A 26,246-nucleotide genomic window follows, 5' to 3' on the forward strand; every position below is an offset into this window, starting at 1 on the left:
ACTAATATTTATATATGTCTAACTTTTGTAAGATATCTTTTCCAGGAACTGATTACCCTCCCCTGACTCTGCAACTATATCAAAATTTGTCTGAACATCTCACGATTCAGAATTCACCTGTTTTGTTTGGTTGTCGGACTGGTATTTGTGGCACTTGTTTGGTTGAGGTTGTTGGTAATATTCCTCCTCCTAAACCTGATGAGCAGGAAATGTTGGAGATGTTAGCAGCTAATCATCCTCATGCGCGGTTAGCTTGTCAGGTTGATGTTACAGATAATGTTGAAATTCGCAGGTGCTGTATTGGCTTCTGAGGTTGCCATAATTTAAATACGATCGCTCCCACCCACTATGCAATTTGCAGACTTTTGGTATATTGTCGCACTCAGCAAGCAATTACAACCTAACAAGGTATTATCACGTAGCATTTTAGGAGAATGGTTAGCCATATTTCGCGGTGAAGATGGACAACCCGTAGCTTTGCGCGATCGCTGTTTACACCGCAATAGCCGTCTATCATCAGGTAAAATCTGTAAGGGTACTTTACAATGTCCCTATCATGGTTGGGTATATGACGGCGTTGGAAACGTTATTGCAGTTCCAGCCGAAGGAGATGATTTCAAACCTTCCTCACAGCGTCGAGCCAAGTGTTACGCTACCAAAGAACAAGATGGCTATGTTTATGTGCGGTTAGCCGATACGCCAAGCGTTGCCCCAAGTATTGAGACTGAACCCTTTTCTATGCCTCACTACGGACAAACCGGATGGGAAACGGTGCGGGTAATTAACCGTTTTGCTAACAATGTGACTAATTGTGCAGAGAACTTTATTGATATTCCCCATACGGCTTTTGTTCATCCTGGGGTTTTCCGTACTTCCCGCCAGCAAAAGTTAGAGATGACTGTAGAACGCTGCAATGGCTCGGTTTTGGTGGAGTATCGCAACGAAAATAGTAATTTGGGATGGTACAGCCGTTTTCTGAATTTGCAGAATGCAGAGATTAAACATAGCGATCGCTTTTATATGCCAAACATTACTTCTGTAGAGTATAAGATGGCACATAATCGCCATTTGTTCATTACCAGTCAATCTATTCCAGAAAACGATAATTCAACTCTAGTTTATACAGATGTCACCTATAACTACGGTATTTGGAATAAGTTAGCACGTCCCTTTGTGCGGTGGACTGCTCAACACATTATCCGCCAAGACGTGGAAATTTTGGGTATTCAAGGGGAAGCGATCGCTAAATACGGGACACAATTTTATAATACCCCTGCGGACACAATTCATATATTTGTAGAGTCAATCATAGCGGCTATATCTCGTGGAGAAGATCCGCGTTTATTGCCAAATCAATCAGTAGAAGTTACATTTTGGGTTTAAGAATAATTTGTAATTACCCCCCTTAATCCCCCCTTGTAAAGGGGGGAGATCAGAAAATCCAGTTCCCTCCCCTTATAAAGGGGAGATCGGAAAATCCAGTTCCCTCCCCTTTATAAGGGGAGGGTTAGGGTGGGGTAAAACCCCTTTTCAATATCAGTATGAGCAATCACAAGTGGAAATACAAAACTTTGCACAACTACTAATTTTTGGTTCTTTTATCGCATTAATTGGTTGGACTATTAGCAATCACCTTGGACGAACTGAACTTAAAAGAAAAACTCGTGAAGATTGGTTGCTAGATGGTACAGGATTAACGATTCAAGGAATTTTAATTCCCTTACTACAAGCTACTTTAGTTTATTCGCTATATCAACATTTATTCCCTGTGCAACAAGGAAATTTAAAACTATCATTAATACCGACTTTTATCATCAGTTTTGTTGTAGTTGATTATTTATATTACTGGAATCATCGTTTATTACATACTAAATCGTTGTGGAAAGTTCATCAAGTCCATCATACTGTTACTCAGATGGATGTATTAGGAACTTCTCGCAATACAGTTTGGACAAGTTTGTTAATTGTTTATTTATGGATACACACTTTATTTGTATATCTGTTAGCCGATCCCACAGGTTATTTACTTGGAGTCAGTCTAACTTCTGCCTTAGATTTATGGCGACATAGCCGCTTGATGATTCCTGCAAATACCAGGCTATATCAACTTTTATCTACTTGGTTAATCTTACCACAGAATCATGCTTGGCATCATTGCCGCGAAATCCACAATTATAACTATGGGGCTAATCTGAAAATTTGGGATAAGTTACATGGCACATATTATGAAAGCGAAAAGTTGCCATCTATAATTGGAATTCCTATCTCATTGAACTTGTTCCAAAAACTTTTATTGCCATTTTCATGACAGTTATAAGTAAAATTCTTTCGTTTTTTCCCACCTTTATATTATTGCTAACTGGTGCAGCAATAATCTACCTCGCTTATTCACCCAATATCTTCAGTATTCTGGCGGTGTTGCTTTCTATTTATGGGCTACCAGTGCTAGTTTACCGCTTGCATGAATGGGTTTATCCTGTGCGTGAGGGTATTAGTTATCTACTAGGTAAAGAATATAGTCCCTGGTGGGGTAGTCATCAAATCCAGGTAATTTATATTGCAATTCCGGTGTTAGAAGCAGTGCTGCGACTGATTCCAGGGGTATTTTCCTGTTGGTTGCGATTGTGGGGTGCTAAAGTGGGGCGAGATGTATACTGGACAACAAGATTGGAGATTGCCGATCGCAGTTTATTAGAAATTGGCGATCGCGTCGTTGTCGGGCATGGTGTCGGTATCTATTGCCACATCATTAAACCCCGCAAGCAAAATTTAATGCTGTATGTTAAAAAAGTCCAGATTGGCAGCAATGTTTTTGTGGGAGCAGGATCTAATCTTGCTCCCGGTGTAGTCGTTGCTGATGGTTCTTATTTACCAGCAGCCACCAAGCTTTATCCTAATCAAAAGGTGCAATAATGCGTCCGATTATTCAGCTTTTTGGGCAAATCCTCGCGCCAACTGCGAGGCGATTTTATCGAGCTTTGGATAACCCAGAGTTAATGCAGACATCTGTAAAAAGGGAAATTTGCGATCGCCTAATTAAAAGCGAATATGGTAAAACTCTAGGGATTCATTCTCTAGACGATTGGCAGCGTGTACCAATTGTAGATTATGATGCACTCGAACCCTGGTTAAATCAGAAAAATCAGCAAATTGCCCTCACTCCCGAACCCATTTTGTTCTATGAAAAAACCTCTGGTAGTAGTGGGGCTGTAAAATTGATTCCTTATACTCAATCTTTGCGGCGATCGTTTAATCAGATGTTCTGTGTATGGGCGCACGATTTGATTGTACATGGCCCGAAATTTTCCACAGGCAAGATTTATGCTTGTATCTCGCCACAATTAGATGTAGCTGATAATCAAAGTTTACAGAACGATTTAGATTATTTAGATGGCTGGTTGCGTTGGTTTTTGCGTCCTTGGTTGGTGATGCCAAATAAACTTAATCGGCTGCATGACGCGAACTTATTTAAACATCAACTAGCTTTAGCATTATTAGAGACTGAAAAACTAGAAATTATTTCTATTTGGAGTCCTAGTTTTCTGCAAGTACATTTAAAATATATTCAAGAAAATCAGGATTTATTGCAAACGGAATTACACAACCGGATTTCACATCAACGGCTGCAACTCCTCACCAAAAGTAATATTCCCTGGATGCAACTCTGGCCAAATTTGAAGCTGATTTCTTGCTGGGATAGCGCCAATGCAGCAGATCAAGCTCAGGGATTACGTTTGCAATTTCCAGGCGTATTAATTCAAGGTAAGGGACTACTAGCAACCGAAGCCCCAATAACGATTCCCTTGATTGTCGCTGGGGGATGTGTGCCGGTTCTTGATGAAGTTTTTTTCGAGTTTGAGGATGATACTGGTTGCCTGTATGCTTTGCATGAACTCAACACTGGCAAGGAATACACAGTTATTTTATCGCAGAAAGGGGGATTGTATCGTTATCGCATTGGCGATCGCATTCGGGTAACTCATTACTATCGCCACACTCCCTGTTTAGAGTTTCTGGGACGACATCAAGCCATTAGTGATTTGGTGGGCGAAAAGTTGCAAGAAACCTTTGTAAATAATGCTCTAACTCTGTTGAACTTGCAAGAAACTAATTTTAAAAGCTTGATGCCAATTGCCGATCCTCCCCACTACATTTTATTATTAGATTCGGCAAAAGAAACTCCAGAAATTATTGCAGAACAATTGGATCTGGCTCTATCAAAATCATATCAATACCAGAGAGCTAGAGCCATCGGTCAACTTGCACCACCACAGGTTTTAATCTCTAATCAAATTCCTGAAGTGTTAGTTTCCCATCGTATCCGCACTGGAAGTATTTGGGGAGGTATTAAGCATCCAATTCTGGCAACATCACCTATTAGCAATGAACTTTTACAAGAATTGAAATTGCAAATTACCCAAAAATAGCTAATTCACAACGAACTATTAAGTAGATAGGCGTAATTAAATACAACAGCAAACCTCACCGTCAATCCCTCTCCAAAACATGGGCTACGGTGTACACACAAATCATCGAATTACCCAAAACAAAAGAAAAACCTCACCCTGTCCTCTCCTTATCCTTAATCCCTCTCCTTAATAAGGAGAGGGACAGATTTTGCACAGCAAAATCAGGGTGAGGTATCTCCAGGGCTCCGCGATAAATCTTAAAACGCCGTCAACAAACACTTGTGTGTACACCGCCTTATTAAAGAGAGGGAAACCGGAGGCAGGATGAGGTTTTATAACAAATGCGATCTGAAGTATGAGAATTATTAAATGCTCTTAGCGTAGTCGTATTTGCCGCCACGTTCAAGAGCGCGTTCATAAGCAGGTCGTGCATGGATGCTATCGATAAATTGCTTAATCTGAGGTCGGCTTGAAATGAGTTCGGCTTGCGTAGAGACTATTTCTAGAGGAAAGCTCATTTGGATATCGGCGGCGGTGAATTCTTCGCCTACAAACCACGTACTCTTGCCAAGTTCAGCTTCGATATAATCAAAGTGAAGTTTGATTTGGGGTGCAATAAATGCATCTTTTACGCTGCTGTCTCCTATACCAAAATTGCTAAAAACAAGGTTCATCACCAGAGGAGGCATTGCTGAACCTTCAGCGTAATGTAGCCAATAGGTGTAACGCAGACGTTCTGGCGTACCAGATGGCGGGATTAGCCGACCATTGCCGTAGCGATTTACTATGTATTCAATGATAGCTCCCGACTCAGCAACAGTATCTTCTCCATCCGTAATCACTGGTGATTTGCCGAGTGGATGAACTTCGCGCAGTGATGCTGGTGCTAGCATCGTTTTTTGGTCGCGTTCGTAGAACTTAATTTCATAATCGACACCTAATTCTTCAAGCAGCCATAGCACACGCTGCGATCGCGAGTTGTTAAGATGATGAACAATAATCATAAGAGCTACTTTTTTACAATTGGGTTGACAAAAGTTTTTGCTTATCTTAACCATGACTTACGCAAAAAATAACCCAAACCTTAAGTTTCCGGTAGGGGCAATTCATGAATTACCCCTACCGCGTCTAGTTTTACGTAAGTCCTAATTAACTTATCATCATTTCCTCAACTCTTCATCTATCTGGTGGTTTAGGGCTTTTGCCAAAAAGTGATCGATAATTCAGATTTTTATTGGCTACAAACCCACAATCATAAACAGGGGTTGCTACTGCATTTCCTGATGATTCCAGCTTTAACTTGCAAAAATTAGCTGGCATCAGCTTTGTTGCGAACAACATTAGAAAGTTTGATGGTGTAGATGAATATAGGAATAATCGAGTCTTACAGTAACGGGTTTTTAGAAGTTGTACCAGAAAGCGATTATTGGCAAATTGTAGCTATACACATCAATGGCCAAGCCTATTGCCCTACTGCTCGACTTTATCGTTCAGAAAAAGTAGCATTAGCAAAAGCTGCACAAATTTATGATTGGCTAGCTAACCACGAAGGAGAAATTAGTGATGGGGCTTGTAACTGCTCTGAATTGAAACTCATTTTATGGCAGCAACCAAAAGTATCTTAATTTTTTAATTTTGTAGAAGATGCAACAGTCAGACTCAGAGAAATTCAATTTAATTAATAAAATCACGACTTTCATTCACAAAATTACGACTTTCATTCATAAAATCACGACTTTCATTCATAAAATCACGACTTTCATTCATAAAATCACGACTTTCATTCATAAAATCACGATTTTCATTCACAAAATCACGATTTTCATTCATAAAATCATAATTTTTGCGATAAATACTGAGTTCCACATTTTATTAGATACTAATTTATGAGGATTTTACTGGACTAAAATACGGCTTTAGTAAGCCAAACTAGCTCTAAAGCAGATTGAAACCAATACATTTATGACTCGTCAAAAACGTACATACCGGGTTCTAGAAAAAGCTGAATTAAGAGCGGCGGGACTTAAAGCAATTGATCCCAGCATCGATTTTGGAGATACACGCAACTTGCAGAATATGATACAGCTAATTGAGCAATATCGTACCAAGATAGATGCTTATAATACTGCTCTAGCTGTGATTGACTCTTCTAAAACTCAGATGGATGAATTGGATAAAAGCTTAGGCGATCTAACTGAGAAAATGCTGATTGGAGTTGCTTTTAAATATGGCAAAGATAGCAGTGAATATGAAATGGCGGGTGGTGTTCGTAAAAGCGATCGCATTCGTAAAAGCAGAGCAACGCGTTTAAAGGGCGCAGACGAATCAAGCACTGAAAACACTAAAACTGCATAGTATTAGGTGCAAAATTTTATTTACAGCAGTTTTTGTGTATTTGAATCACATCTATTGTAAAGGCACAGCATTGCTCATAGGTGTAAAGGTACAGCATTGCTTATAGGTGTGAACTTAAGAGGATGTTTTAAAAGTGATTTGCTGTAATTTTAGGCACTTTTAGATCCCTCCTAACCCCCTTTAAAAAGCTACCGTGTATACACAAATCGAATTACCCCCCTTAATCCCCCCTTATAAAGGGGGGAAACCGGAAAATCCAGTTCCCTCACCTTTATAAGGGGAGGGTTAGGGTGGGGTAATTTGACTATTACCCTACTTTTTTCCACGGAAGTTTGACTGTAAATCGACTACCTTTCCCTAACTGACTTTCAGCATGGACAGTACCACCGTGCAACTCGACAATTTTTTGCACCATCACTAATCCTAAACCCATACCTGCGGAACGACGAGTTGAGGCATTTTCAACCTGCACAAAAGGCTGAAATAATTTAAACAGGTCATCGGAAAGCATACCAATACCTGTATCTACCACACTAAAAAAGATATACTCATTTGTAGAAGTTGGCTGGACTTCAATCCAAACTTTGCCGCCGTCGTGAGTAAACTTGATAGCATTGCTCAACAGGTTGATAAATACTTGACGGATGCGGCGCTCATCAACTTGGATTGGTTCGAGTTCTTCAGGGATTTGTACACGCAGTTGGATATTTTTTTGTAACGCTAAATTTTTGACGAAACTGAGACTAGAGTCACATAATTCTGGAATCGAAGTAGCAGTTAGTTGCAGTTGTATCTTGCTGGATTCAATATCGGTAAGTTCAAGAATTTGGTTGATCAATTCTAGTAAATTCTTCCCGCTAGATTCGAGAGTATTTAGAAACTGGCGCTGTTCTGCGGTTACAGTACCGTAGACTTCATTTTGGAGTGCTTCTGCAATTTCAATAATAGAACTTAAGGGAGTCCTCAGTTCATGGCTCATGTTTCCTAAAAAAGTTTTTTTGGCACGATTTGCAACTTCAGCAGCTTCTTCAGCTTCACGTAGAGCGGATTCTGCACTTTTGCGATCGCACACTTCTATACTCAAAGCGACAAATTCTGCAATTGAGCTAACAAAGTTTTGCTCGCTCAGTTCCCATATTCGAGGATTATCAATCTGTTCGTACAAAACTATTCCCACCACTTCGCCCCCAACCCAAATGGAGGTATTAATTAGGGATACAATATTTTTCGGTTCTAGCTGTTCATCCCATAATTCTTGTATCCGTAAATCGGTGCTAGCATCGGTAACGGCGATGATTCGGGCAGATGTCAAAGATTTAAAATAGATGGGATAATCTGCGCGATCGCGTTCTACACCCGCCGAATGTTTCTGATTGCTACGTTCGTAGAGACTTAGACATTGTAGTTTGGTGCGTTCTCTATTAAATAACCACACACCCACTCGCTCTACTTCTAAAGCATTTGCGGCTTTCTCCGTGATAATTTTAAATACCGTTTCTAGATTTCCTTCTGAAATTGCCTTGTGATTTGCCAGTTCCGCCAATGCTCGATTATGCTGTCCTAGTTTTTGCTCGCTGTTAATCCGTACTTGAATCTCTTGCTGTAATTCTTGAGTTCGCTGTTTAACTTGCAATTCCAACTCTTCATTTTTAACAATCTGTGCAGTAAAGGTTTTTCGTAAATGTTGCATCATCTCGTTGAAAGATTCACCCAGCACTTCTACTTCTTTAATGCCTTGGATCACTAATGAGTCTTCACCGTTGGCAAAATCAGCTAAATCTTTTGTCGCTGTGGTGAAGTAGATAATTGGCACAGTTATCCAACGAGCGGCGATAATTCCTAGTAAAGTGGCTAATCCTAATGCTCCCAGACACACAAAAATTGTAGTTTGAGTGTTGCGATCGATTTGTCCCATAAAGTCTACTTCTGGGACAGCTACTACAATTAACCAGTTAACATTTGGTTCGCCTTGTAACGGTCTAATTTCTAAAAATTGTCGTTTGCCGTCAAAAGAGAAATCTAGGTGCTGTAAACTCTGAATTTCGTCAAAGTTACTAAATTTAGTTTCTAAATATTTCGCGCTGGCTTGAGTCAAAGCATTCCCGCTTTGGGAAGCTGCTAACCGAATCGGTTTACCATTTTGGAGGCGGAATGGTTCTTCCGTTGTGGAACTTGCGACTAATAGCCCCGATCGCTCGATAATAAAAACTTGCCCAGACTTGCCAACTTTAATATTTTGTAGCAAATCCCCAATTTGTGATACATGAGTTAGGGTGCTATTGACTCCGAGTAACTCACCTTGGGAGTCATATATAGGTTGAGATGCGCTAATTAAAAGGGTTGGTTCGGTAATGGAAGTAAAAATCGGACTAAAGCTGAATTGTTTGGCAGTAACTCCTGCTTGATAACTAGGACGCGATCGCGCATCATAGTTTTTGATGACTTCTGGTAGTTGAGTACGTTGACCTTGAGAGTCTATTTTGTAGGTGTAAAGGTCGTAACCAGTTGACTTATCGGCTTTTCTGAGTAAATATTGGCGATCGTTGAGCTTTTCTACCCCTAAGTGTTCTTGCTGTTCGTTACTTGCCGTTAAAACAACAGCATTAGGAAAAATCTCTAACTGCTTGATTAAATATGACTCCCAGGTTGCCAGATTTTCCATCTTCAGCAACCCGATATCAATGACATTTTGATTACCGCGCAGTACTTGACGCGGGGTTGAGAGATAAGCCTGTAAATTTTGCTCTACTCCATTAGCGACTTCATAACGCAATTCGCTAGCTACCTCATTGACTGCCTTTTGCTCATTGCGGATTGATAAGTATGCAGTAAATCCCACAGCTAGGAAGATTTGCAGCACAAACAACGCTACGAGGATGCGACGTAGGGGCACACCTTTAAATAGGGAAAAAACACCACTTTGCCCAGCATTTTTGTTCATAAGCCCACTCTCCCTTCCTGTCCTTTAGTAGTGAGTACAACACCTCGACTTCTCTGGCCTGCGGGCTTATGCATAGTTTGTACTCGGTCAGATCAAGTGCCAATATACCACTTCTGGTAAAAGAACTAAACGTTAAGGACTTAGATTTACTCATCTAGACGGAGTGCGATCGCATTCAGTAATCCCTTAAAGTCTGATTTGCTGTGAATATCAGGGGTGAGAGTGTTCATATCTTTGAGCAGATTGGTGAGTTCTGCGATCGCGGCAAACATCTAACTTTTTGTATTTAACTTTAATATTGTTATGTAATCTTATGTAACTTGATAGCTATAGCTTTCCATATTACCCAGCCTTTATCCCAGATTCTTGTGTATAAATATGCCAGAAACTAAATCAAGTCCTCATACACATACAAACACATCAACCAAAGCTGATACCTTAGCTGCATCTGCGATCGCCTCTTCTACTTCTCAAGAAATCTACGACGTTGTAGTGGTTGGCGCTGGGCCTATTGGGTTAGCAACTGCCATTGGCTTACGTAAACGTGGAATTGAAAATATTCTTGTCATCGATCAAACTCGCGCCTTTCGTCAAATTGGGCAAGTATTGGATCTTCTCCCCAATGGATTAAAAGCTCTCAAATATTTAGATCCTAACGCTTACGAAGAAGTCAAAAAAGCTGGACTTGGTTTATTGAATTCCAAGCAGTCTAATGACCAGAAAACTGTCGAACCTACTCAAGAGCAACAACCTCCAAAGACTTCACCAAAATGGATTTACAAAAACTTAAATGGAGAAATAATTCGGTCAACTTCGCTTAGTTTCGATGACTGGTTTAAAGATTATGGTGAGGGTCGAGTGTCAATTTCTTGGTACAATTTGCAGACAACCCTCAGACAGCTACTTCCAGAAGACCAAGTTAAAGCTAATCACCGTTGTATTAATGTTGTGAATGAGCCGGAAAAAGATTGTGTCCGTATAGATTGTGTAGGCAATACACAAATAGAAACTAACCCCTATGCCTATTGGACAGATGGGCAGAAGCATAACGCTCCACAGCCCCAAAACTTAGATATTTCCCACCAAGAATTAGCAACAAAATCAATTAGAGCTAAACTAGTTGTTGCCGCCGATGGAATTAATTCTACAGTTCGTAGGCTGCTTTACACAGATGGTCAATATCATGATTTTGCCCAACCTGAATATTCTGGATTTGCAGCTATATTCTGTATGGAGATAACTGACGCAACAAAGGAATTATGCACGAGGCTAGAAGAAGATTTCTTTCAAAAATCACCAGTTGTCACAATCACTAATGATGAAATATCTGGAAATTCTGTTTGTATAAATAACATTAGGCTAATTTTATTTCACAGACAAACTGGTGAACTAGGGTACATAATACATCTTGCTTTGCCTTTAGAATCGTTGCAAAGAAAATCTGAAAGTTCTTTAATTGACTTAGCTTTGCAGGAGTTGGAGAAAGCAGGTTTCCCTGATACACTCAAGCAATTAGTGCGTATATCTCCCCCTGACAAAATGCAGCAGCGTCCATACTACATTCACCGCGCTAGCATTTCAGATTCTTTACAAGTTTCTAACCCAACTGACCTCAATATAGAAGCAAATCCTGCTACAATTCCACCAGCCTGGAGTGTAGGGCGAATCGTCTTAGTTGGCGATGCCGCACATGGAATGCCTCCCTTCATGGCTCAAGGAGCTAATCAAGGATTAGAAGACGCACTAATAGTTACAACACTCATCGCTAAAATTGCTGAGAAAAATAACTGGAACGATCTGCAAGCTATAGCCAAAGCCTTCGATAAATACGAACATCTTCGTCGCCCATTGATAGCATACGTCCAAAAAGCAACATTGCAGCGATCGCCCTACTCGTCAGATAAAGAGTGGCAGGAGTACAGCCAACAGGTGTATCGCCGCAATTTCGACCAAATAATAGAAGCGTTGTAGTTAACCGTCAGTGAAAAATTTTGATTACAATGCAGATGTCCACTAGGCGGCGTGCTGTCTATCCACGTAAATCCAGAAGATAATCGATGAGTAATCAACTACAAGACTACAATCCTAGCGGCGTAGGTGAAATAAATGGCAACCTCTTGGGTTTGCCTTGTGATTATGAATCTGCAAACCTGATTGTCTTTGGTGTGCCGTGGGAAGTCACTGTTTCCTATGGTGCAGGTACTGCTAACGGCCCTCAGCGAATTCTCGATGCTTCAACTCAACTAGATTTGTTCGATTTCGATAACCCCAATGGTTGGAAGCAGGGAATTTTCATGGTGGAAATTCCCCAAGATATCTTAGAGAAGAATACATACTACCGCGCCTTGGCAGCAAAAATTATTGAACGATTAGCCCAAGGCAAAGAACTTTCAGATGCACCAGATTTAACACCTGTCCTCACAGAAATTAATCAGGCTGGGCAACAGGTTAATCAATGGCTGTTTGAAAATTGCCAAGAAGCAATTAACAAGGGTAAGGGAGTTGCAGTTATTGGAGGAGATCACAGTTCGCCGTTGGGTTATTTCCAAGCATTAGCGGCTAACTACACCAACTATGGCATTTTGCATATTGATGCCCACGCAGATTTACGCGATGCTTATGAGGGATTTGAGTTTTCCCATGCGTCGATTATGTTTAATGCGATGAAAATACCGCAAATTTCCAAGCTAGTGCAAGTGGGTTTGCGTGATATTAGTCATGATGAAGTGCAAATGATAGACCAATCTGAGAGTCGCATCATTGCATATTACGATCCAGCCATTAAACAAAAGCTTTACTCTGGAACAACTTGGCTTGATTTATGCCGAGAAATTATCAGTCATTTACCTGAGTTTGTTTACATTAGCTTTGATGTCGATGGTTTAGATCCCAAACTCTGTCCCAGTACAGGTACTCCTGTTCCAGGTGGGCTAGAATTAGAGCAAACATTTTTTCTATTTCGGGAATTAGTCAATAGTGGTAGAAAAATTATTGGCTTTGATATCTGTGAAGTTGGTGATGCCGAGTGGGATGGTAATGTTGGAGCGCGAGTAGTTTATAAGCTGGCAAACTTGATGGATTTGTCAAAACAGAATTCGTAATTGGAACAAGAATTTTCGAGTTAAAAGCCTGAAAATTGGAGTTCATAAATCGATAGTTCTACCTTTTAATGACGATTTGCCAATTGCTTTAATCTAGCCCTACTTAATCATTCGTGAGAGATACAGCAGATTACAACTTGGTGAGGTACAGATCATCGTAGGGGCACAACATGTTGTGCCCCTACCCGTGTACTTCATTTACCTGCAATACCCTGTAACATCCCCGACTTTTTTAAGAAGTCGGGGATGTGTGATTTTAATCCAGGGTATTAATCATAATTCTTTCTTTAGGCTTTTATCATTGAAGAGTTAACTGTATATTCATATACAGTTAAAAAATTTCAGGAATAATTAAACGCTCATCAATATCAAATAGGGCACAATATACGGCGTATTGCGGGTAAATAAAGTATACGGGTAGGGTGTTATGTCCCTACGATAATCTGTACCTCACCAAGTTGCAATCTGCTGTACAACTAACTCTTTAGAAGTCTTGACATCTTCACTTTTTAAACTATTCATCTTGCATATTCTGAAAGAAAGTTATAAATTATTATAATGTAGGGGAATAACCTGACCTCTTAGTGTCAAAAACTAATCCTGATCAAGTAAATATACTGCGCTAGTTTTAACTTCATGCAAACCCTAAACAGCACTGAAGATATGTTTTTATTTGGTAAAGCAAAGATTCCGGGCATGAAACGGAACAATAAATAAGTAAGTGGGTCAAATTAAATATAAAATATCACCCTGCCTCCGGCTTTCCTCTCCTTACTAAGGAGAGGGATTGAGAGTGAGGTTTGATCTTATATTTAATTACGCCTACCTACTTAATCTAAAAATATATCTTATGTGACTTTTTTGAATAATCATGTTACTGCTTGCGGTGAAGAACAAGAACTATAACTCACCAAAAGAGTAATTGATTATAGCGGTTCCCATTCAGATGCAGTACAACATTAATCCCTAAGTGTAAGGGCACAGCAGTGCTGTGCCCCTACGGGTGTATCTCACTCAATCGAGAACCGCTATATAAACAAATTAACAATAAATAAAGCTGTATAAATGTCAGCAGATTTATTCATTGTTGGTTGTTTGAGTAATTTTCTTCAAAATTATATTTGCTATTCAAAGAATTGTTTTTGTTATGCTGAGAATAGCAAAAATCATAAATGAAGACGCATCTACCACAAATTCACAACCTAAATGGAGCTATTCTGGCGATGCACCTTAACGAATTAGAAACTACTGAAAATTTAAAAGAAGTGGAAGAAGCGTGGCAAACACTAGAAAAATCAATTCTCTATTATCAAGGTCGCCCTGTTGGTACTGTAGCCGCTTATGATTCGTCTGTAGAGGCGCTCAATTATGACCAGTGCTTTGTTCGGGATTTTGTCTCTGCTGCTCTAATTTTTCTAATCAAAGGTAGAACAGAGATTGTTCGCAATTTCTTAGAAGAAACCTTAAAGTTACAGCCTAAAGAAAGGGCATTAGATGCCTATAAACCGGGAAGAGGATTAATACCAGCTAGCTTCAAAGTTGTATCAGAAAATGGACAAGAATATTTAGAAGCAGACTTTGGCGAACATGCGATCGCTAGAGTTACACCTGTTGATTCTTGTTTATGGTGGATTATTTTATTGCGTGCTTATGTAATCGCCACAGAAGATTTTTCTCTGGCTTATGAACCTGAATTCCAAAATGGTATCAGGTTAATCATGGAAATCTGCTTGGCAAATCGCTTTGATATGTACCCAACGCTGTTGGTTCCAGATGGTGCTTGTATGATCGATCGTCGTATGGGCATTTATGGGCATCCTTTAGAACTGCAAGTTCTTTTTTACACAGCATTGCGTGCATCTCGTGAACTGCTAATTTGTCAAGGGAATTCTGATATTGTTGCAGCCATTGATAACCGATTGCCTCTTTTATGTGCCCATATTCGCCAGCATTATTGGATAGATATTAATCGCCTGAATGAAATTTATCGCTTCAAAAGTGAAGAATATGGCAAGGGTGCTGTGAATTTGTTCAATATATATGTAGACTCTGTTCCTTATTATGAATTAGATAAGTGGCTACCAAAAAAAGGGGGTTATTTAGCCGGTAATGTTGGGCCATCACAACTAGACACTCGCTTCTTTTCACTCGGCAACTTAATGGCGATTATTTCAGACTTAGCTACCGAACAACAGTCACAAGCGATTATGACTCTCATTGAGAAACGATGGGATGATTTGGTGGGAGATATGCCGATGAAAATTTGTTTCCCAGCTTTGGAACATGAAGAATACAGAATTGTAACTGGATGTGACCCCAAAAATATCCCCTGGTCGTATCATAATGCTGGTAGTTGGCCAGTTTTAATGTGGATGTTAGCAGCTGCGGCTGTGAAAACTAACAAAATAAGTCTTGGACAAAAGGCTATTGAAATTGCCCAAGGACGGCTGAGTACAGATCAGTGGCCAGAATATTATGACGGTAAGAAAGGGCGACTGATTGGGAAACAAGCTAGAAAATATCAAACTTGGACAATTACTGGATTCTTATTGGCAAAAGAACTAATGGCAAACCCCACTTATTTACCATTAATTAGCTTTGGTAAATTACCAGCAGAACAGGTTTCTAGAGCATGTGAGCTTGAGATTGCTAGTCTAGAGGGTTATATGCAATAATTCGTAATTCGTAATTAAAGACAATTCCAAACAGGAATTTTGACTAAACAAAGGTGATTCAACCCAAAAATTACGAATTACGAATTAATGGGGAGTTAGAATACAAAAGCCTCCTGACTCCTGATTCATGTTTCCATGACAAACCCCCGTCAACTAGCTTTTATCGCCCTGCGAGATGTTCATAAGGGGGCTTATGCTGATGTTGCCCTAGATAGAGTACTGCAAAAATTTAATTTGGCTGATTGCGATCGCCGCTTACTGACAGAATTAGTTTATGGCAGCGTCAGAAGGCAGCGCACTCTTGATACTCTCATCGATCAATTCGCTAAAAAGAAATCTCACCAACAACCCCCAGAACTCCGCACCATCTTACATCTAGGTTTTTACCAGCTGCGCTATCAAGAACGTATTCCCGCTTCAGCTGCTGTTAATACTACCGTCCAACTCGCTAAAGAAAACGGTTTTGCGGGACTCACAGGTTTTGTCAACGGTCTATTACGCCAGTATCTCAGAAGAGTAGGGGGAGCAGAGGAGGAGGGGAGCAGGGGAGCAGGGGAGACAGGGGGACAAGGGGACAAGGGGACACAGCAAATAATCAATCCCCAGTCCCCAGCCCCCAATCCCCAATCCCCAATCCCCCATTTTGATCCGTTACAACTTCCAGAAAACCCAGTGGAACGCTTGGCTATTTTACACAGCTTTCCTGACTGGATTATTCAAGTCTGGTTAGAACAATTGGGTTTTGAAGAGACAGAACAACTGTGTGAATGGATGAACCAATCACCAACAATTGATTTGCGTATCAACCCACTTTGCACTTCCATTGACGAAGTTGAGGCGGCTTTGCAGTCTGTTGATATTTTGGTGAGACGGATTCCTCATTTACCCCAAGCTTTACGATTTATTGGTAATACTGGCTCAATTCAAAAACTACCTGGTTTTAAAGAAGGTTGGTGGACTGTACAAGATAGTAGCGCCCAATTGGTAAGTCATTTGCTCGACCCCCAACCAGGTGAGGTAATAATTGATGTCTGTGCTGCACCAGGGGGTAAAACAACCCATATCGCTGAGTTGATGGCAGATAACGGGAAAATTTGGGCTTGCGATCGCACTTCTTCTCGTCTTCGTAAACTCCAAGAAAATTCTCAACGTCTAAATTTACAATCTATTCAAATTTACACTGGCGACAGCCGTCATTTTAACCAATTTTACAACACCGCAGACCGGGTATTATTAGATGCTCCATGTTCTGGATTAGGAACCATGCACCGTCATGCTGATGCTCGTTGGCGACAGACACCAGAATCTGTCCGGGAACTTTCGGTGCTGCAAGAAGAATTATTAACACATACATCTAGTTTTGTCAAAGCTGGGGGTGTACTAGTTTATGCCACTTGTACATTGCATCCAGCAGAAAACGAAGAAGTGATTTCGGCATTTTTAGCTAAGTCACCTGACTGGCAAATTGAGTCTCCAAGAGGCGTTGAGTTGCCTGTTTCTGCATATAGCACCCCTCAAGGTTGGTTTAAAGTCTGGCCTCATCGACAGGACATGGACGGCTTTTTTATGGTTCGCTTAAGAAAAACCAATAATTCCGAATGAATACTGTTTAGGATTGTACTATTTGGTGGAGGTCTTAATCTACCAGAGGAGGCAGCAATGGTTAGCCCTTCCAATGTCAAAAACTTAGTTAAAATCCTGATTGGAGCCGCCTGGATTGATGGCAGAATCCAGCCGGAAGAACGGCAATATCTCCGCGAAATCGCTCAAGCAAAAGGTTTAGCTAACGACCCAGAAATTAAACCTTGGCTATACGAATTAGTTCCCGTACAGCCAAAAGAATGCTATGACTGGGTGCGGGAGTATTTAGGCGATCGCCCCAGTCTCGAAGATTGTGAAAATCTGATTGAAGCGATCAGTGGCTTAATTTATAGCGATGGTGAAGTTGCCGTCGAAGAAGCTAGACTCTTGACGGAATTGCAAGATATAGCGAAGCCGAATGATTCAACTCAACCGACTCAGGCTAAAATTCTCAAACAAATTCAAAAGCTTTACCGTCGTTGGGTTGATGTGCAAAACTAACAGGGAGTTATGAGTTGCCAAAACCCGAAAAATCGGGTCTTTAGATGATTTTTAAGTTTGGCAATTAGACTCATCACTCCTCACTGCTTATGACTTCGGTTCATCCAGAGAGATATAATTAATCGCTGAACTCTTTATAAAATAATATGTTTAGCGATTTTTGTTTTCTTTATGTCAGTTTTATGGAAGAACGAAAGACCATATAAACAATAGTTCAGTAAAATTACTCAAGGTACTACCAAATAAATAAACTATATTTCATACTTAGTAGTTGTATGTTATTTTTATGCGTAGATACTTAATATTACTATTACTATTATTAGTTAGTTGTTCTCCAAAGAAGAAACTAGATACATTTGAATCGGTTGTAGAATTTCTAATAAATATTTCAGATTATAAAACGAAAGAAGTCTATAGTCAGTTATATACAATAGATAGTGCAAAGCAACAAGGTAAAGAGTATTGTGCAAAATTAGATAGTGGATTAACGCGATCGCAAATAGACGATGAAAAAACTTCTAAATTAGTAGAGAATAAAAAACTAACTCGCGATCAACAAGTAGAAATATTACAAATAGATGACATTATTCATGATACTGCTATTGAATTTTATTGTCCTAAATATGAAAAAAAAAGTTTAAAAGATAGGATCGGTAAATAATAGCAAGAAAAAATATAGCGGTTCTCAGTTGAGTAGGTACTGAACCCCACCCCCAACCCCCTCCCCGCAAGCGATGAGGGCATTGATATTTTTTATGTCAGTTGAAAACATAAAAAAGTTCCAAGTGATTTTAGATCGCCGGAACTTTTAATATGTAAAGATTTTATTGACTAATGACTAAATTATGACTTCGGATCACCCAGACCCGGAGTTTCTTCTTTATCAACTTTAGGCACAAAATTAGGACGCTCTTTGCTTTCCCAACCTGCGGGGCGTTTAGAGTTGTACCAAGCTATTGAACCAATGGTTACAGCAGCAATAAAACCGACGACATACACCAAAGTGAAAGCATAAGGAAACTGTCCACCACCTGTTGCGACTGAATCTGCTGCCTGCATCAATATATGCATGAGTATATTCTCCAATATTAAGTAACACTACTTGACACACTATAGAATTAGCGTATCACTTGACATCCTCCCCTAGTTTAGTTTGAGTAACTTCATATTGCATAGAAAAGGGCAGGGAGATGAGGGAGATAGGGGAGATGAGGGAGATGAGGGAGATGAGGGAGAAGTTACAGTAAGTCTTTTCCCAATTCCCAATTCCCAATTCCCAATTCCCAATTCCCAATTCCCAATTCCCAATTCCCAATTCCCAATTCCCAATTCCCAATTCCCAATGCCCAATGCCCAATTCCCACTAATCATTAATTAGAAGGTCTAAGTCTCTCGCGCCAGGATGGTTGTGGTGATGAAGAACCTGAACTACTGTCGGGAGAGGAAGAACGCCGACTTCTTCGAGGCGCGGAAGAATCAGATTCTACTCTTCTAGAACGCCGTCGGGAAGTAGATGATTCTGAAGAAGAGTTGCTGGAACTTGATTTTTCGGTGCGCTCGCGCCTTCTCCGTTTTGAGGTAGAATTGCTCGATTGCTGTTCTTCTTGAGAATAGCTCCTCCTCCTCCGTCTTTTAGATGAACCGCTATCCTCAGAATTTCTAGCACTTTCTCCTTCTGAATCATCATTAGAGTCAAGAGAACGATTCAGCACTTGTTTCGGCTTGATGGACTCAGCTTTGATAGTACCTTTACGACCTTCTAACTTGGGGCGTTTGGGAAATTTTTCTACAGGCATCCCCTCTACGGCTTTTTCCATAAATTCGTGCCAGGTGTAAGCAGCGCTGCCACTGCTGCCGTCTGTGGGACGGTTATTATCATTACCTAACCACACCCCTGTTACTATCTGGGGAATATAGCCAATAAACCACAAATCACGGGCTTCATCGGAGGTGCCGGTTTTGCCAGCAACTGGTCTATTATCTAATTGAGCAGCAGCACCAGTCCCTTCTTCTACGACGTTCCGTAGCATCCAAGTCATGATGGCGGAACTTTCAGCGTCAAGGGCGCGTTCAGACTTGAAATTAGCTGACCAAATCACCTTACCTTGGCGGTTGAGGATGCGGGTAATACCATGAGGCTCTGTGTGTAATCCCTGAGTTGCAAAACTGCCGTATGCGCTGGTTAATTCCAGCAAATTTACTTCATTTGAACCGAGAGCCAAAGAATAAGTGGGTTTAAGTTCAGATTTTATTCCCATATCATGGGCAAGTTTAATCGTTGGCGTAAATCCCACATCAATCAACACCTTCACCGCAATGATATTGACAGAACGAGTGAGAGCATCTCGGATGCTCATTGAACCGTGGAACTTTTCACTATAGTTTTTCGGTTCGTAGCCATCTACAACAAAGGGTGCATCCTGGTAGCTATCGTAGGGGCTTTTACCGCTAGCGATCGCAGTGGCATAGACAAACCCTTTAAATGTCGATCCTGGTTGGCGTTGTGCCTGTGTAACCCGATTAAACTGGTTTTTACCAAAGTCTTTCCCCCCAACCATCGCCTTAATTTCACCGTTCCGGGGGTCAATGGCAACCATTGATGCTTGTTTAAAGTTCTCCCAGCGTCCTTGATTTCGCAGTGTTTTCGCCACCGCTTCCTCTGCGGCTTTTTGCCAAGCCGGGTTCAGCGTAGTTTCCACTACTAATCCGTCACTTGCCAGCACCTTAGCAGAAACGTATTTCGGCAATTCTTTTTGAATGTAGCTGGTAAAGTAGGGTGATTCTACTTGGACTCGCTTAGGTAAACTGCTTTTGAGGGTTAATTGCTCCTGAAGGGCTGCTTGCCTTTGCTCTGGTGTAATAACTCCATCCTCTTGCATCCGTTGCAATACCAGATTTCTCCGCCGGATTGCCGCTTGGGGATTCTTGTCTGGGGCGTATAAGCTAGGTGCAGGAGCTAATCCGGCAATCGTTGCCATTTCTGCAAGAGAAAGCTGATCTGGTGATTTACTAAAGTATACCCACGCGGCATCTGCCACACCATAAGCTCCACCTCCCAAATAAACCAGGTTCAGGTAACGCTCTAGAATCTGATCTTTGGTTAATTCATGCTCCATTTTTTGAGCTAGGCGGACTTCCTTGAGTTTGCGCCAAATTGTCTGTTCTTGTTTCAAAAAGAGAATCCGCGTTAGCTGTTGGGTGATGGTGCTACCACCTTCTACCACACCTTGCGATCGCAAATTATTCAAACTCGCTCTCACAATTCCCTGCGGATCAAATCCATTGTGTTGTTTAAATCTTCTATCTTCTGAGGCGATGAAAGCTTTTTTTAAATTATCTGGTATTTGTTCTAGCTTTAGCTGTTCTCTAGTCGCTTCACCTTGTTGTTGTAATATGGTGCCATCAGCAGCTTTAATGGTCAGTGTTTGCTCTCTCAATACAGCGTTTAGTTCGGTCTGACTTGGCAAAGTGCGGTCTATTAGATTGATGCCGTAGATAAAGGCAACTATCCCACCACCTACACCCAAGCCCGCCCAAAACCATAAGCGACGATAGAGTGGTTTACCGCCCGTTGCCCGATTGGCCTTCATCCTAGATGGTAAAATTTTCATTTGCTCAGTAACTGCCTCGCCTGCGCCAGATGTGCCGGTGGTAAGCTCTCATTTGTTCCTCCTCATTCAGAGTCACTCAAGTTAGTTGGTCTTCGCTTGAACCAGGAGGTAAGCTTCCCCACGTCAGTTCCTCGCTCAAAGTAGTAAATATATATAACCACCATCAATTAGCTTTTGGGTTATAGCACCACCATTGTGTTAGTATAATATCCCATAAATAATTAACTATATTCACCATAAAATAATGTTTTTTAAATTTGGTTAATTTAGTTTTGTAAAAATATTGCAATTTTGCTAATTATTCGGAATATAAAGCTATTGGCATTTGCTGGAACAGTGCAGAAGAGCATCGGCAAAAACAGCCAAAAAACAGGTCATTTCAGGAGAGTACGATGCCTGGGTTGGACTACACCTACACTAAGCCCAGAAGAAGCGCTATTGCCCTTGGTAGTAATATCGGCGATTCCCTGACAATTTTAGAAGCAGCGATCGAAACTTTACTCAAAACGCCAGGTATTCTTTTAGAAGCCAGATCCAATTGGTACAAAACTAAAGCTGTAGGGCCACCACAGCCGGATTATCTAAATGGCTGCGTCACATTGGTGGTAGAGATGCTACCCCAGCAACTATTAGAAATTCTGTTAGGAATTGAACAACAATTTGGGCGTGTGCGTCAAGAACGCTGGGGTCCACGAATCCTGGATTTAGATTTGTTATTATTTGATGACTTTATAGTGGATACACCAAATCTCCAAATCCCCCATCCACGAATGCGGGATCGGGCGTTTGTGTTAGTACCACTGGCAGAAATTGCCGCAGATTGGCTAGAACCACTATCCGGGTGTGTTATTAAAGAACTGCTGAAAGAGGTAGACTGTTCTGATGTGCATTTATTGATGGGCAATTAAAATTACCATTCTTAAAAGCAAGAGAACGCTGATTTCACTTCTGTATTCTCAGATAATCAGATTTTACTATGCCATTAGGTAGAGAATTACCACAACTACTAAGACAACGCCTGTTTCATAAAGGGCGCAAGTTTGATTTTGAAGTTAATCGCTTGCGTTTGCCGAATAAATCGGAGGGAGAATGGGAATGTATTCGTCACCCTGGTGGTGCCCTAGCTGTGCCGGTGACACCAGAAGGCAAACTTGTATTGGTGCGCCAGTATCGTTTTGCAATTCAGGGACGGATATTAGAATTTCCGGCAGGAACTTTAGAAGCGAATGAACAGCCTTTAGAGACAATACAGCGCGAAATCGAAGAAGAAACTGGCTATACTGCTAAAAAATGGGACAAATTAGGCGAATTTTTCCTAGCGCCTGGTTATTCTGATGAGATTATCTATGCTTTTCTGGCGCGAGATTTAGAAAAGCTGGAGACACCACCAGCACAAGATGGAGACGAGGATATCGAAACTGTATTTTTGACTCCCGAAGAATTAGAGAAAGCTATTCTGGAGGGAGAAGCGGTAGATGCTAAATCAATTGCTAGCTTTTTTCTGGCGCGTCCATTTTTAGCTTAAGGGACTTCCAAATAAAAAAATATCCAACTATTTATTGTGGGGTGGGCATCTTGCCCGCCTTAGATTAGGGGCGGGCAAGATGCCCGCCCCACAAGATTGAATAATTTATTTATTGGAGTTCTCTAACTATCTGCTGCTTGCATAACTCTACTATCAATAGGTAGTGAAAAGTCACGTGACCATTCATTCCAAGAGCCAAAATAATTTCTGGCAGAAATTCCTGCTTCTTCTAGAGCTATCAATGTATTAGCAGCCCTTGAACCCTTAAAGCAGTAAATATATACAATAGACTCTGAAGTAATACCTAGAGACTGACAAATTTCTAGAATTTCATTTGGCGAACGGAACGTGGGGATTTCCGATTCCGAATTCATCAGCCGATGCCATTCTAACCAGACTGAGTTAGGGATTCTGCCTTTACGAGGACAAAAATCAGGATGGTAGGGAGAAGAACTCAGCCCTAGCCATTCATTGCGATCGCGCACATCTAATTTTATAATTGCTGGATTGGTAATTGCTTGCAACATCTCGGCAGTAGTCACCATTATGTCAGCATTAGGATGCAATCTAAATATGCTGCTTTCAGGTAAGGGTACTTCATCGGTAGTAGGTAATCCTTCTCTCAGCCATGCTCTATACCCTCCCTGTAAAATAGATACCTCAGTGCAACCCAAATACTTTAGCAAGAAAGCTGCTCGACAAGATTGACCATAACCTTTATTTAGAGCATCTTCATACACAATTAATCGTTCTATACCCGATATTCCCAACTTGCTCATAATTTCTGCAAAATACTCTTGTAATTCCTTTAAACCTGCTGGTTCAGAATTCTCTAAAAGATAGGTGAAAAAATCTCTAATATTTATGGATGTAGGAATATGAGAAATAGCATAATCTTCAGGAGTTCGTGTATCGATAATGACAGCCCGTGATGACTTTTCTGCCAAGAGGGACGTGACTTCTTGAGGAGAAATGAGGAGTTTTGTATTCACGCTTTCATGCTTCTGTTATCGTCCTATTAGGCATTATCGCCCTCGATAGATTTGCATTTTGGAATACAAATCACAGAAGAGTGAATGTTGAATGTTACGAGATAACTTTTGTGGTTGTGTTGTTTTAAAAACAAAGTAAGATTAGCATCCTATAAAATAATACCTCCTTGTCAAATTCCCTACATTTATGGTGATTATCCTTTTACTCGTTAAATGGGATATCTTAGTGATTCCTATGTCAATCAATCCGGATCTCATTAACTTATTCGGAAAATCTCTGTAAATAAATCCAACACTATCCTCACAACACTCCATGAAACTACGCTGGTTGTTACTTAGCCTTACAAGTATTCTTTTACTGTCGTCCCCAGCAAAAGCGAATCCCAACATAAATCAAGTTGACAATATAAATGACTGGCGTGCAAATCAATCTAATTTACAACTCCCAAAACTTAAATTTATTCCTCCGGTTCCTCTAGACGAGCCTGTAAAGCCAATAAATAATTCTAAATTCACAGGTATAGTTCCTCTAGGGCGCGAGATATCAGAACTGAAAACTCCTATTAAAGCATTAATGGCTCGCTATAGATTCCTCACTCCCGGAATCTTTTTTATGGACTTACAAACAGGAGATTATTTTAGTTTTAATGGTGATAAAGCTTTTTCCGCCGCTAGCACAATTAAGTATCCGATTTTGATTGCTTTGTTTCAGGAAGTAGATGCAGGAAGAATCAAACTAAATGAAACTTTGGTAATGCGACAGAAAGAAGTCACTGGTGGTTCTGGAGATATGCAGTATCAACGAGTGGGAACTAAGCTGAGTCTCTTGCAAACTGCAACCAAAATGATGACTATTAGCGATAACACCGCTACAAATATGATTATCGATCGATTAGGTGGTGCATCTAAATTAAATCAAAAGTTTCGTACTTGGGGTTTGCAAAGTACTGTAATTCACAATATGCTCGGAGACTTTAAAGGAACTAATAAAACTAGTGCAAAAGACTTAGTAAGATTGTCAGCTTTGGTTACAAATAATCAGTTAATTTCTGATACAAGTCAATCTCAAGTTTTAGGCATTATGGTTCGTTGTCACAATAAAAGCTTGCTACCATCAGGCTTAGGTTATGGTGCAAATATTGCTCATAAAACAGGGACTCTGCGGTTTGTACTAGGCGATGCAGGTATCATTGAAACCCCATCAGGTAAGCGTTATTTAGCAGGGATTTTCGTGCGTAGACCGAATAATGACAATAGAGCTAAGGATTTTATTCGCCAAGTTTCTCAGGTGATGTATGGCTACTTCGATCAACCAAAAGTTACTTATTTACCTTAATTATTTGTTGGGTATGAAGCAGAAATTCTAAATTTTTACTTTAGTTATAGAATTGCTTATACAAACATCAATCCTGAAGACTGGCAATATTTAAAACTGGGATGTTGAATAGCCCGTTATAGACATCGCTTTTTGAACTGCCAAGGTATTATGTAGTCGAATACCGTGCAGTATACAGTTTGAGGTTTTGCATGAAAGTAGCAGTCTTCAGTACAAAAGTCTACGATCGCAAGTTTTTGTCAACTGTAAATTCTCCCACACAACACGAATTAGTGTTTTTTGAACCCCGTTTAAATCGGGATACAGCTATCCTCGCCGCCGGATTTCCGGCGGTTTGCGTATTTGTACACGATCAGGTTGATGCCGCAACTTTAGAACTTCTCGCCTCACGGGGAACTCGGCTGGTTGTGCTTCGTTGTGCAGGGTTTAACAATGTAGATTTACAAGCCGCAGCAGATTTAGGAATTACCGTTGTACGTGTTCCTGCCTATTCGCCTTATGGAGTAGCAGAACATGCTGTGGGATTGATTTTAAGCCTGAATCGCAAAATTCATCGGGCTTATAACCGTGTCCGAGAAGGCAATTTTTCCCTAGATGGACTGTTGGGATTTAATTTACACGATCGCACAGTGGGGATTGTCGGTACTGGCAAAATCGGTCTGATTTTAGGACAGATTATGAAGGGGTTTGGTTGTAACTTACTCGCTTACGACGTTTATCGCAATCCAGAATTAGAGGCGCTAGGTGGAAAGTATGTAGAATTACCTGAGCTATTTGCCAACTCTGATATTATCTCTCTACATTGCCCTTTAACTCCCGAAACGCATCACTTGATTAATGCTGAGGCTATAGAACAGATTAAGTCAGGCGTGATGTTAATTAATACTAGCCGAGGTGCGCTGATTGATACCCAAGCAGTGATTGAGGGATTGAAGTCTGGCAAGATTGGCTATCTTGGTGTGGATGTTTACGAACAAGAATCGGAATTGTTCTTTGAAGATTTATCTGGCGAAATTATTCAAGATGATATCTTCCAACGTCTGACAACGTTTCCCAATGTACTCATTACCGGACATCAAGCCTTTTTTACAGCAGAAGCACTCCACAATATTGCAGAAACAACTTTTGCTAATATTGCTGATGTTGAAAATGGTCGTCCTTGTGCTAATGAAATTCGCGCTCAACCGTCAGCTTAGGCAATGATTGGCGATCGCAAATA

At 40.6% G+C, this 26,246-nt stretch carries 25 protein-coding genes; 18 read left to right on the forward strand and 7 right to left on the reverse strand.

What is annotated here, in order from left to right:
- The first annotated feature begins 14 nt into the window (after positions 1–14).
- The 5 genes from V7K98_RS18715 to V7K98_RS18735 all read left to right on the forward strand — a co-directional run bounded on the left by V7K98_RS18715 (position 15) and on the right by V7K98_RS18735 (position 4,427).
- Positions 15–311, forward strand: a complete 297-nt coding sequence (locus tag V7K98_RS18715) for a 2Fe-2S iron-sulfur cluster binding domain-containing protein (RefSeq protein ID WP_335024445.1) — start codon at positions 15–17, stop codon at positions 309–311.
- 37 nt (positions 312–348) lie between these two features.
- A complete protein-coding gene (locus tag V7K98_RS18720) occupies positions 349–1,383 on the forward strand; it encodes an aromatic ring-hydroxylating dioxygenase subunit alpha (protein ID WP_335024447.1) in 1,035 nt (344 codons plus the stop codon).
- A gap of 172 nt (positions 1,384–1,555) precedes the next feature.
- Entirely contained in the window at positions 1,556–2,308 is a 753-nt protein-coding gene (locus V7K98_RS18725) for a sterol desaturase family protein (protein WP_335024449.1), read from the forward strand.
- Entirely contained in the window at positions 2,305–2,913 is a 609-nt protein-coding gene (locus tag V7K98_RS18730) for an acyl transferase (RefSeq protein ID WP_335024451.1), read from the forward strand. Before V7K98_RS18725 ends, V7K98_RS18730 begins: the two co-directional genes overlap by 4 nt.
- Positions 2,913–4,427, forward strand: coding sequence for a GH3 family domain-containing protein (locus V7K98_RS18735; RefSeq protein WP_335024453.1), 1,515 nt, complete (start codon positions 2,913–2,915; stop codon positions 4,425–4,427). Before V7K98_RS18730 ends, V7K98_RS18735 begins: the two co-directional genes overlap by 1 nt.
- A gap of 347 nt (positions 4,428–4,774) precedes the next feature.
- On the opposite strand, the gene V7K98_RS18740 is transcribed toward V7K98_RS18735, so the two are convergent.
- On the reverse strand, positions 4,775–5,413 hold the full coding sequence (locus V7K98_RS18740) for a glutathione S-transferase family protein (RefSeq protein WP_335024455.1): 639 nt from the start codon (positions 5,411–5,413) through the stop codon (positions 4,775–4,777).
- A 357-nt stretch (positions 5,414–5,770) separates the two neighbouring features.
- Here V7K98_RS18740 and V7K98_RS18745 point away from each other — a divergent pair, with 357 nt between their 5' ends.
- Complete coding sequence (locus V7K98_RS18745; protein ID WP_334855762.1) at positions 5,771–6,034, forward strand: hypothetical protein; 264 nt, start codon at positions 5,771–5,773, stop codon at positions 6,032–6,034.
- 49 nt (positions 6,035–6,083) lie between these two features.
- On the opposite strand, the gene V7K98_RS18750 is transcribed toward V7K98_RS18745, so the two are convergent.
- Positions 6,084–6,275, reverse strand: coding sequence for a hypothetical protein (locus tag V7K98_RS18750; RefSeq protein WP_335024457.1), 192 nt, complete (start codon positions 6,273–6,275; stop codon positions 6,084–6,086).
- A gap of 96 nt (positions 6,276–6,371) precedes the next feature.
- Here V7K98_RS18750 and V7K98_RS18755 point away from each other — a divergent pair, with 96 nt between their 5' ends.
- The gene (locus V7K98_RS18755; RefSeq protein ID WP_335024459.1) at positions 6,372–6,764 is read left to right on the forward strand and encodes a hypothetical protein; all 393 of its coding nucleotides are present in this window, start codon (positions 6,372–6,374) and stop codon (positions 6,762–6,764) included.
- Positions 6,765–7,071: 307 nt separating this feature from the next.
- Here the strand turns inward: V7K98_RS18755 and V7K98_RS18760 are convergent, their stop codons facing one another.
- Both V7K98_RS18760 and V7K98_RS18765 read right to left on the reverse strand, forming a co-directional pair.
- Entirely contained in the window at positions 7,072–9,705 is a 2,634-nt protein-coding gene (locus tag V7K98_RS18760) for an ATP-binding protein (protein WP_335024461.1), read from the reverse strand.
- 146 nt (positions 9,706–9,851) lie between these two features.
- Positions 9,852–9,977, reverse strand: coding sequence for a hypothetical protein (locus V7K98_RS18765; RefSeq protein WP_335024463.1), 126 nt, complete (start codon positions 9,975–9,977; stop codon positions 9,852–9,854).
- A 106-nt stretch (positions 9,978–10,083) separates the two neighbouring features.
- Between V7K98_RS18765 and V7K98_RS18770 the strand changes: the two genes are divergently transcribed.
- From V7K98_RS18770 to V7K98_RS18795, 6 genes are all read left to right on the forward strand, one after another.
- Positions 10,084–11,676, forward strand: a complete 1,593-nt coding sequence (locus tag V7K98_RS18770; protein WP_335024465.1) for an FAD-dependent oxidoreductase — start codon at positions 10,084–10,086, stop codon at positions 11,674–11,676.
- A gap of 86 nt (positions 11,677–11,762) precedes the next feature.
- Positions 11,763–12,806 (forward strand): agmatinase SpeB, encoded by a 1,044-nt coding sequence (gene speB / locus V7K98_RS18775; protein ID WP_335024466.1) that lies wholly within the window; start codon positions 11,763–11,765, stop codon positions 12,804–12,806.
- A 1,223-nt stretch (positions 12,807–14,029) separates the two neighbouring features.
- The gene (locus V7K98_RS18780) at positions 14,030–15,481 is read left to right on the forward strand and encodes a glycoside hydrolase 100 family protein (protein WP_335024534.1); all 1,452 of its coding nucleotides are present in this window, start codon (positions 14,030–14,032) and stop codon (positions 15,479–15,481) included.
- 135 nt (positions 15,482–15,616) lie between these two features.
- Complete coding sequence (locus V7K98_RS18785; protein WP_335024468.1) at positions 15,617–17,083, forward strand: 16S rRNA (cytosine(967)-C(5))-methyltransferase; 1,467 nt, start codon at positions 15,617–15,619, stop codon at positions 17,081–17,083.
- Between the two features lie 57 nt (positions 17,084–17,140).
- Positions 17,141–17,563 (forward strand): tellurite resistance TerB family protein, encoded by a 423-nt coding sequence (locus tag V7K98_RS18790; RefSeq protein WP_335024471.1) that lies wholly within the window; start codon positions 17,141–17,143, stop codon positions 17,561–17,563.
- A gap of 286 nt (positions 17,564–17,849) precedes the next feature.
- The gene (locus tag V7K98_RS18795; protein WP_335024473.1) at positions 17,850–18,224 is read left to right on the forward strand and encodes a hypothetical protein; all 375 of its coding nucleotides are present in this window, start codon (positions 17,850–17,852) and stop codon (positions 18,222–18,224) included.
- 182 nt (positions 18,225–18,406) lie between these two features.
- On the opposite strand, the gene psb35 is transcribed toward V7K98_RS18795, so the two are convergent.
- Complete coding sequence (gene psb35 / locus V7K98_RS18800; RefSeq protein ID WP_335024475.1) at positions 18,407–18,634, reverse strand: photosystem II assembly protein Psb35; 228 nt, start codon at positions 18,632–18,634, stop codon at positions 18,407–18,409.
- Between the two features lie 97 nt (positions 18,635–18,731).
- On the opposite strand from psb35, the gene V7K98_RS18805 reads away from it, so the two are divergent.
- The gene (locus V7K98_RS18805; RefSeq protein WP_335024477.1) at positions 18,732–18,941 is read left to right on the forward strand and encodes a hypothetical protein; all 210 of its coding nucleotides are present in this window, start codon (positions 18,732–18,734) and stop codon (positions 18,939–18,941) included.
- Here the strand turns inward: V7K98_RS18805 and V7K98_RS18810 are convergent.
- Positions 18,934–21,174, reverse strand: coding sequence for a transglycosylase domain-containing protein (locus V7K98_RS18810; RefSeq protein WP_442940424.1), 2,241 nt, complete (start codon positions 21,172–21,174; stop codon positions 18,934–18,936). The two genes, V7K98_RS18805 and V7K98_RS18810, sit on opposite strands and share 8 nt — an antisense overlap.
- Positions 21,175–21,566: 392 nt before the next feature.
- Between V7K98_RS18810 and folK the strand changes: the two genes are divergently transcribed.
- Both folK and V7K98_RS18820 read left to right on the forward strand, forming a co-directional pair.
- Positions 21,567–22,082: a 2-amino-4-hydroxy-6-hydroxymethyldihydropteridine diphosphokinase gene (gene folK / locus V7K98_RS18815; protein WP_335024479.1), complete on the forward strand. Its 516-nt coding sequence runs from the start codon at positions 21,567–21,569 to the stop codon at positions 22,080–22,082.
- Between the two features lie 68 nt (positions 22,083–22,150).
- Positions 22,151–22,699, forward strand: coding sequence for an NUDIX hydrolase (locus V7K98_RS18820; protein WP_335024481.1), 549 nt, complete (start codon positions 22,151–22,153; stop codon positions 22,697–22,699).
- Between the two features lie 122 nt (positions 22,700–22,821).
- Here V7K98_RS18820 and V7K98_RS18825 read toward each other — a convergent pair whose 3' ends face one another.
- Positions 22,822–23,691, reverse strand: coding sequence for a sulfurtransferase (locus V7K98_RS18825; RefSeq protein WP_335024483.1), 870 nt, complete (start codon positions 23,689–23,691; stop codon positions 22,822–22,824).
- 313 nt (positions 23,692–24,004) lie between these two features.
- Between V7K98_RS18825 and V7K98_RS18830 the strand changes: the two genes are divergently transcribed.
- Positions 24,005–25,027: a serine hydrolase gene (locus tag V7K98_RS18830; protein ID WP_335024485.1), complete on the forward strand. Its 1,023-nt coding sequence runs from the start codon at positions 24,005–24,007 to the stop codon at positions 25,025–25,027.
- A gap of 191 nt (positions 25,028–25,218) precedes the next feature.
- Positions 25,219–26,223, forward strand: a complete 1,005-nt coding sequence (locus tag V7K98_RS18835) for a 2-hydroxyacid dehydrogenase (RefSeq protein WP_335024487.1) — start codon at positions 25,219–25,221, stop codon at positions 26,221–26,223.
- The last annotated feature ends 23 nt before the right edge of the window (positions 26,224–26,246 follow it).

The organism is Nostoc sp. (assembly GCF_036917435.1).
Taxonomy (GTDB): domain Bacteria; phylum Cyanobacteriota; class Cyanobacteriia; order Cyanobacteriales; family Nostocaceae; genus Nostoc.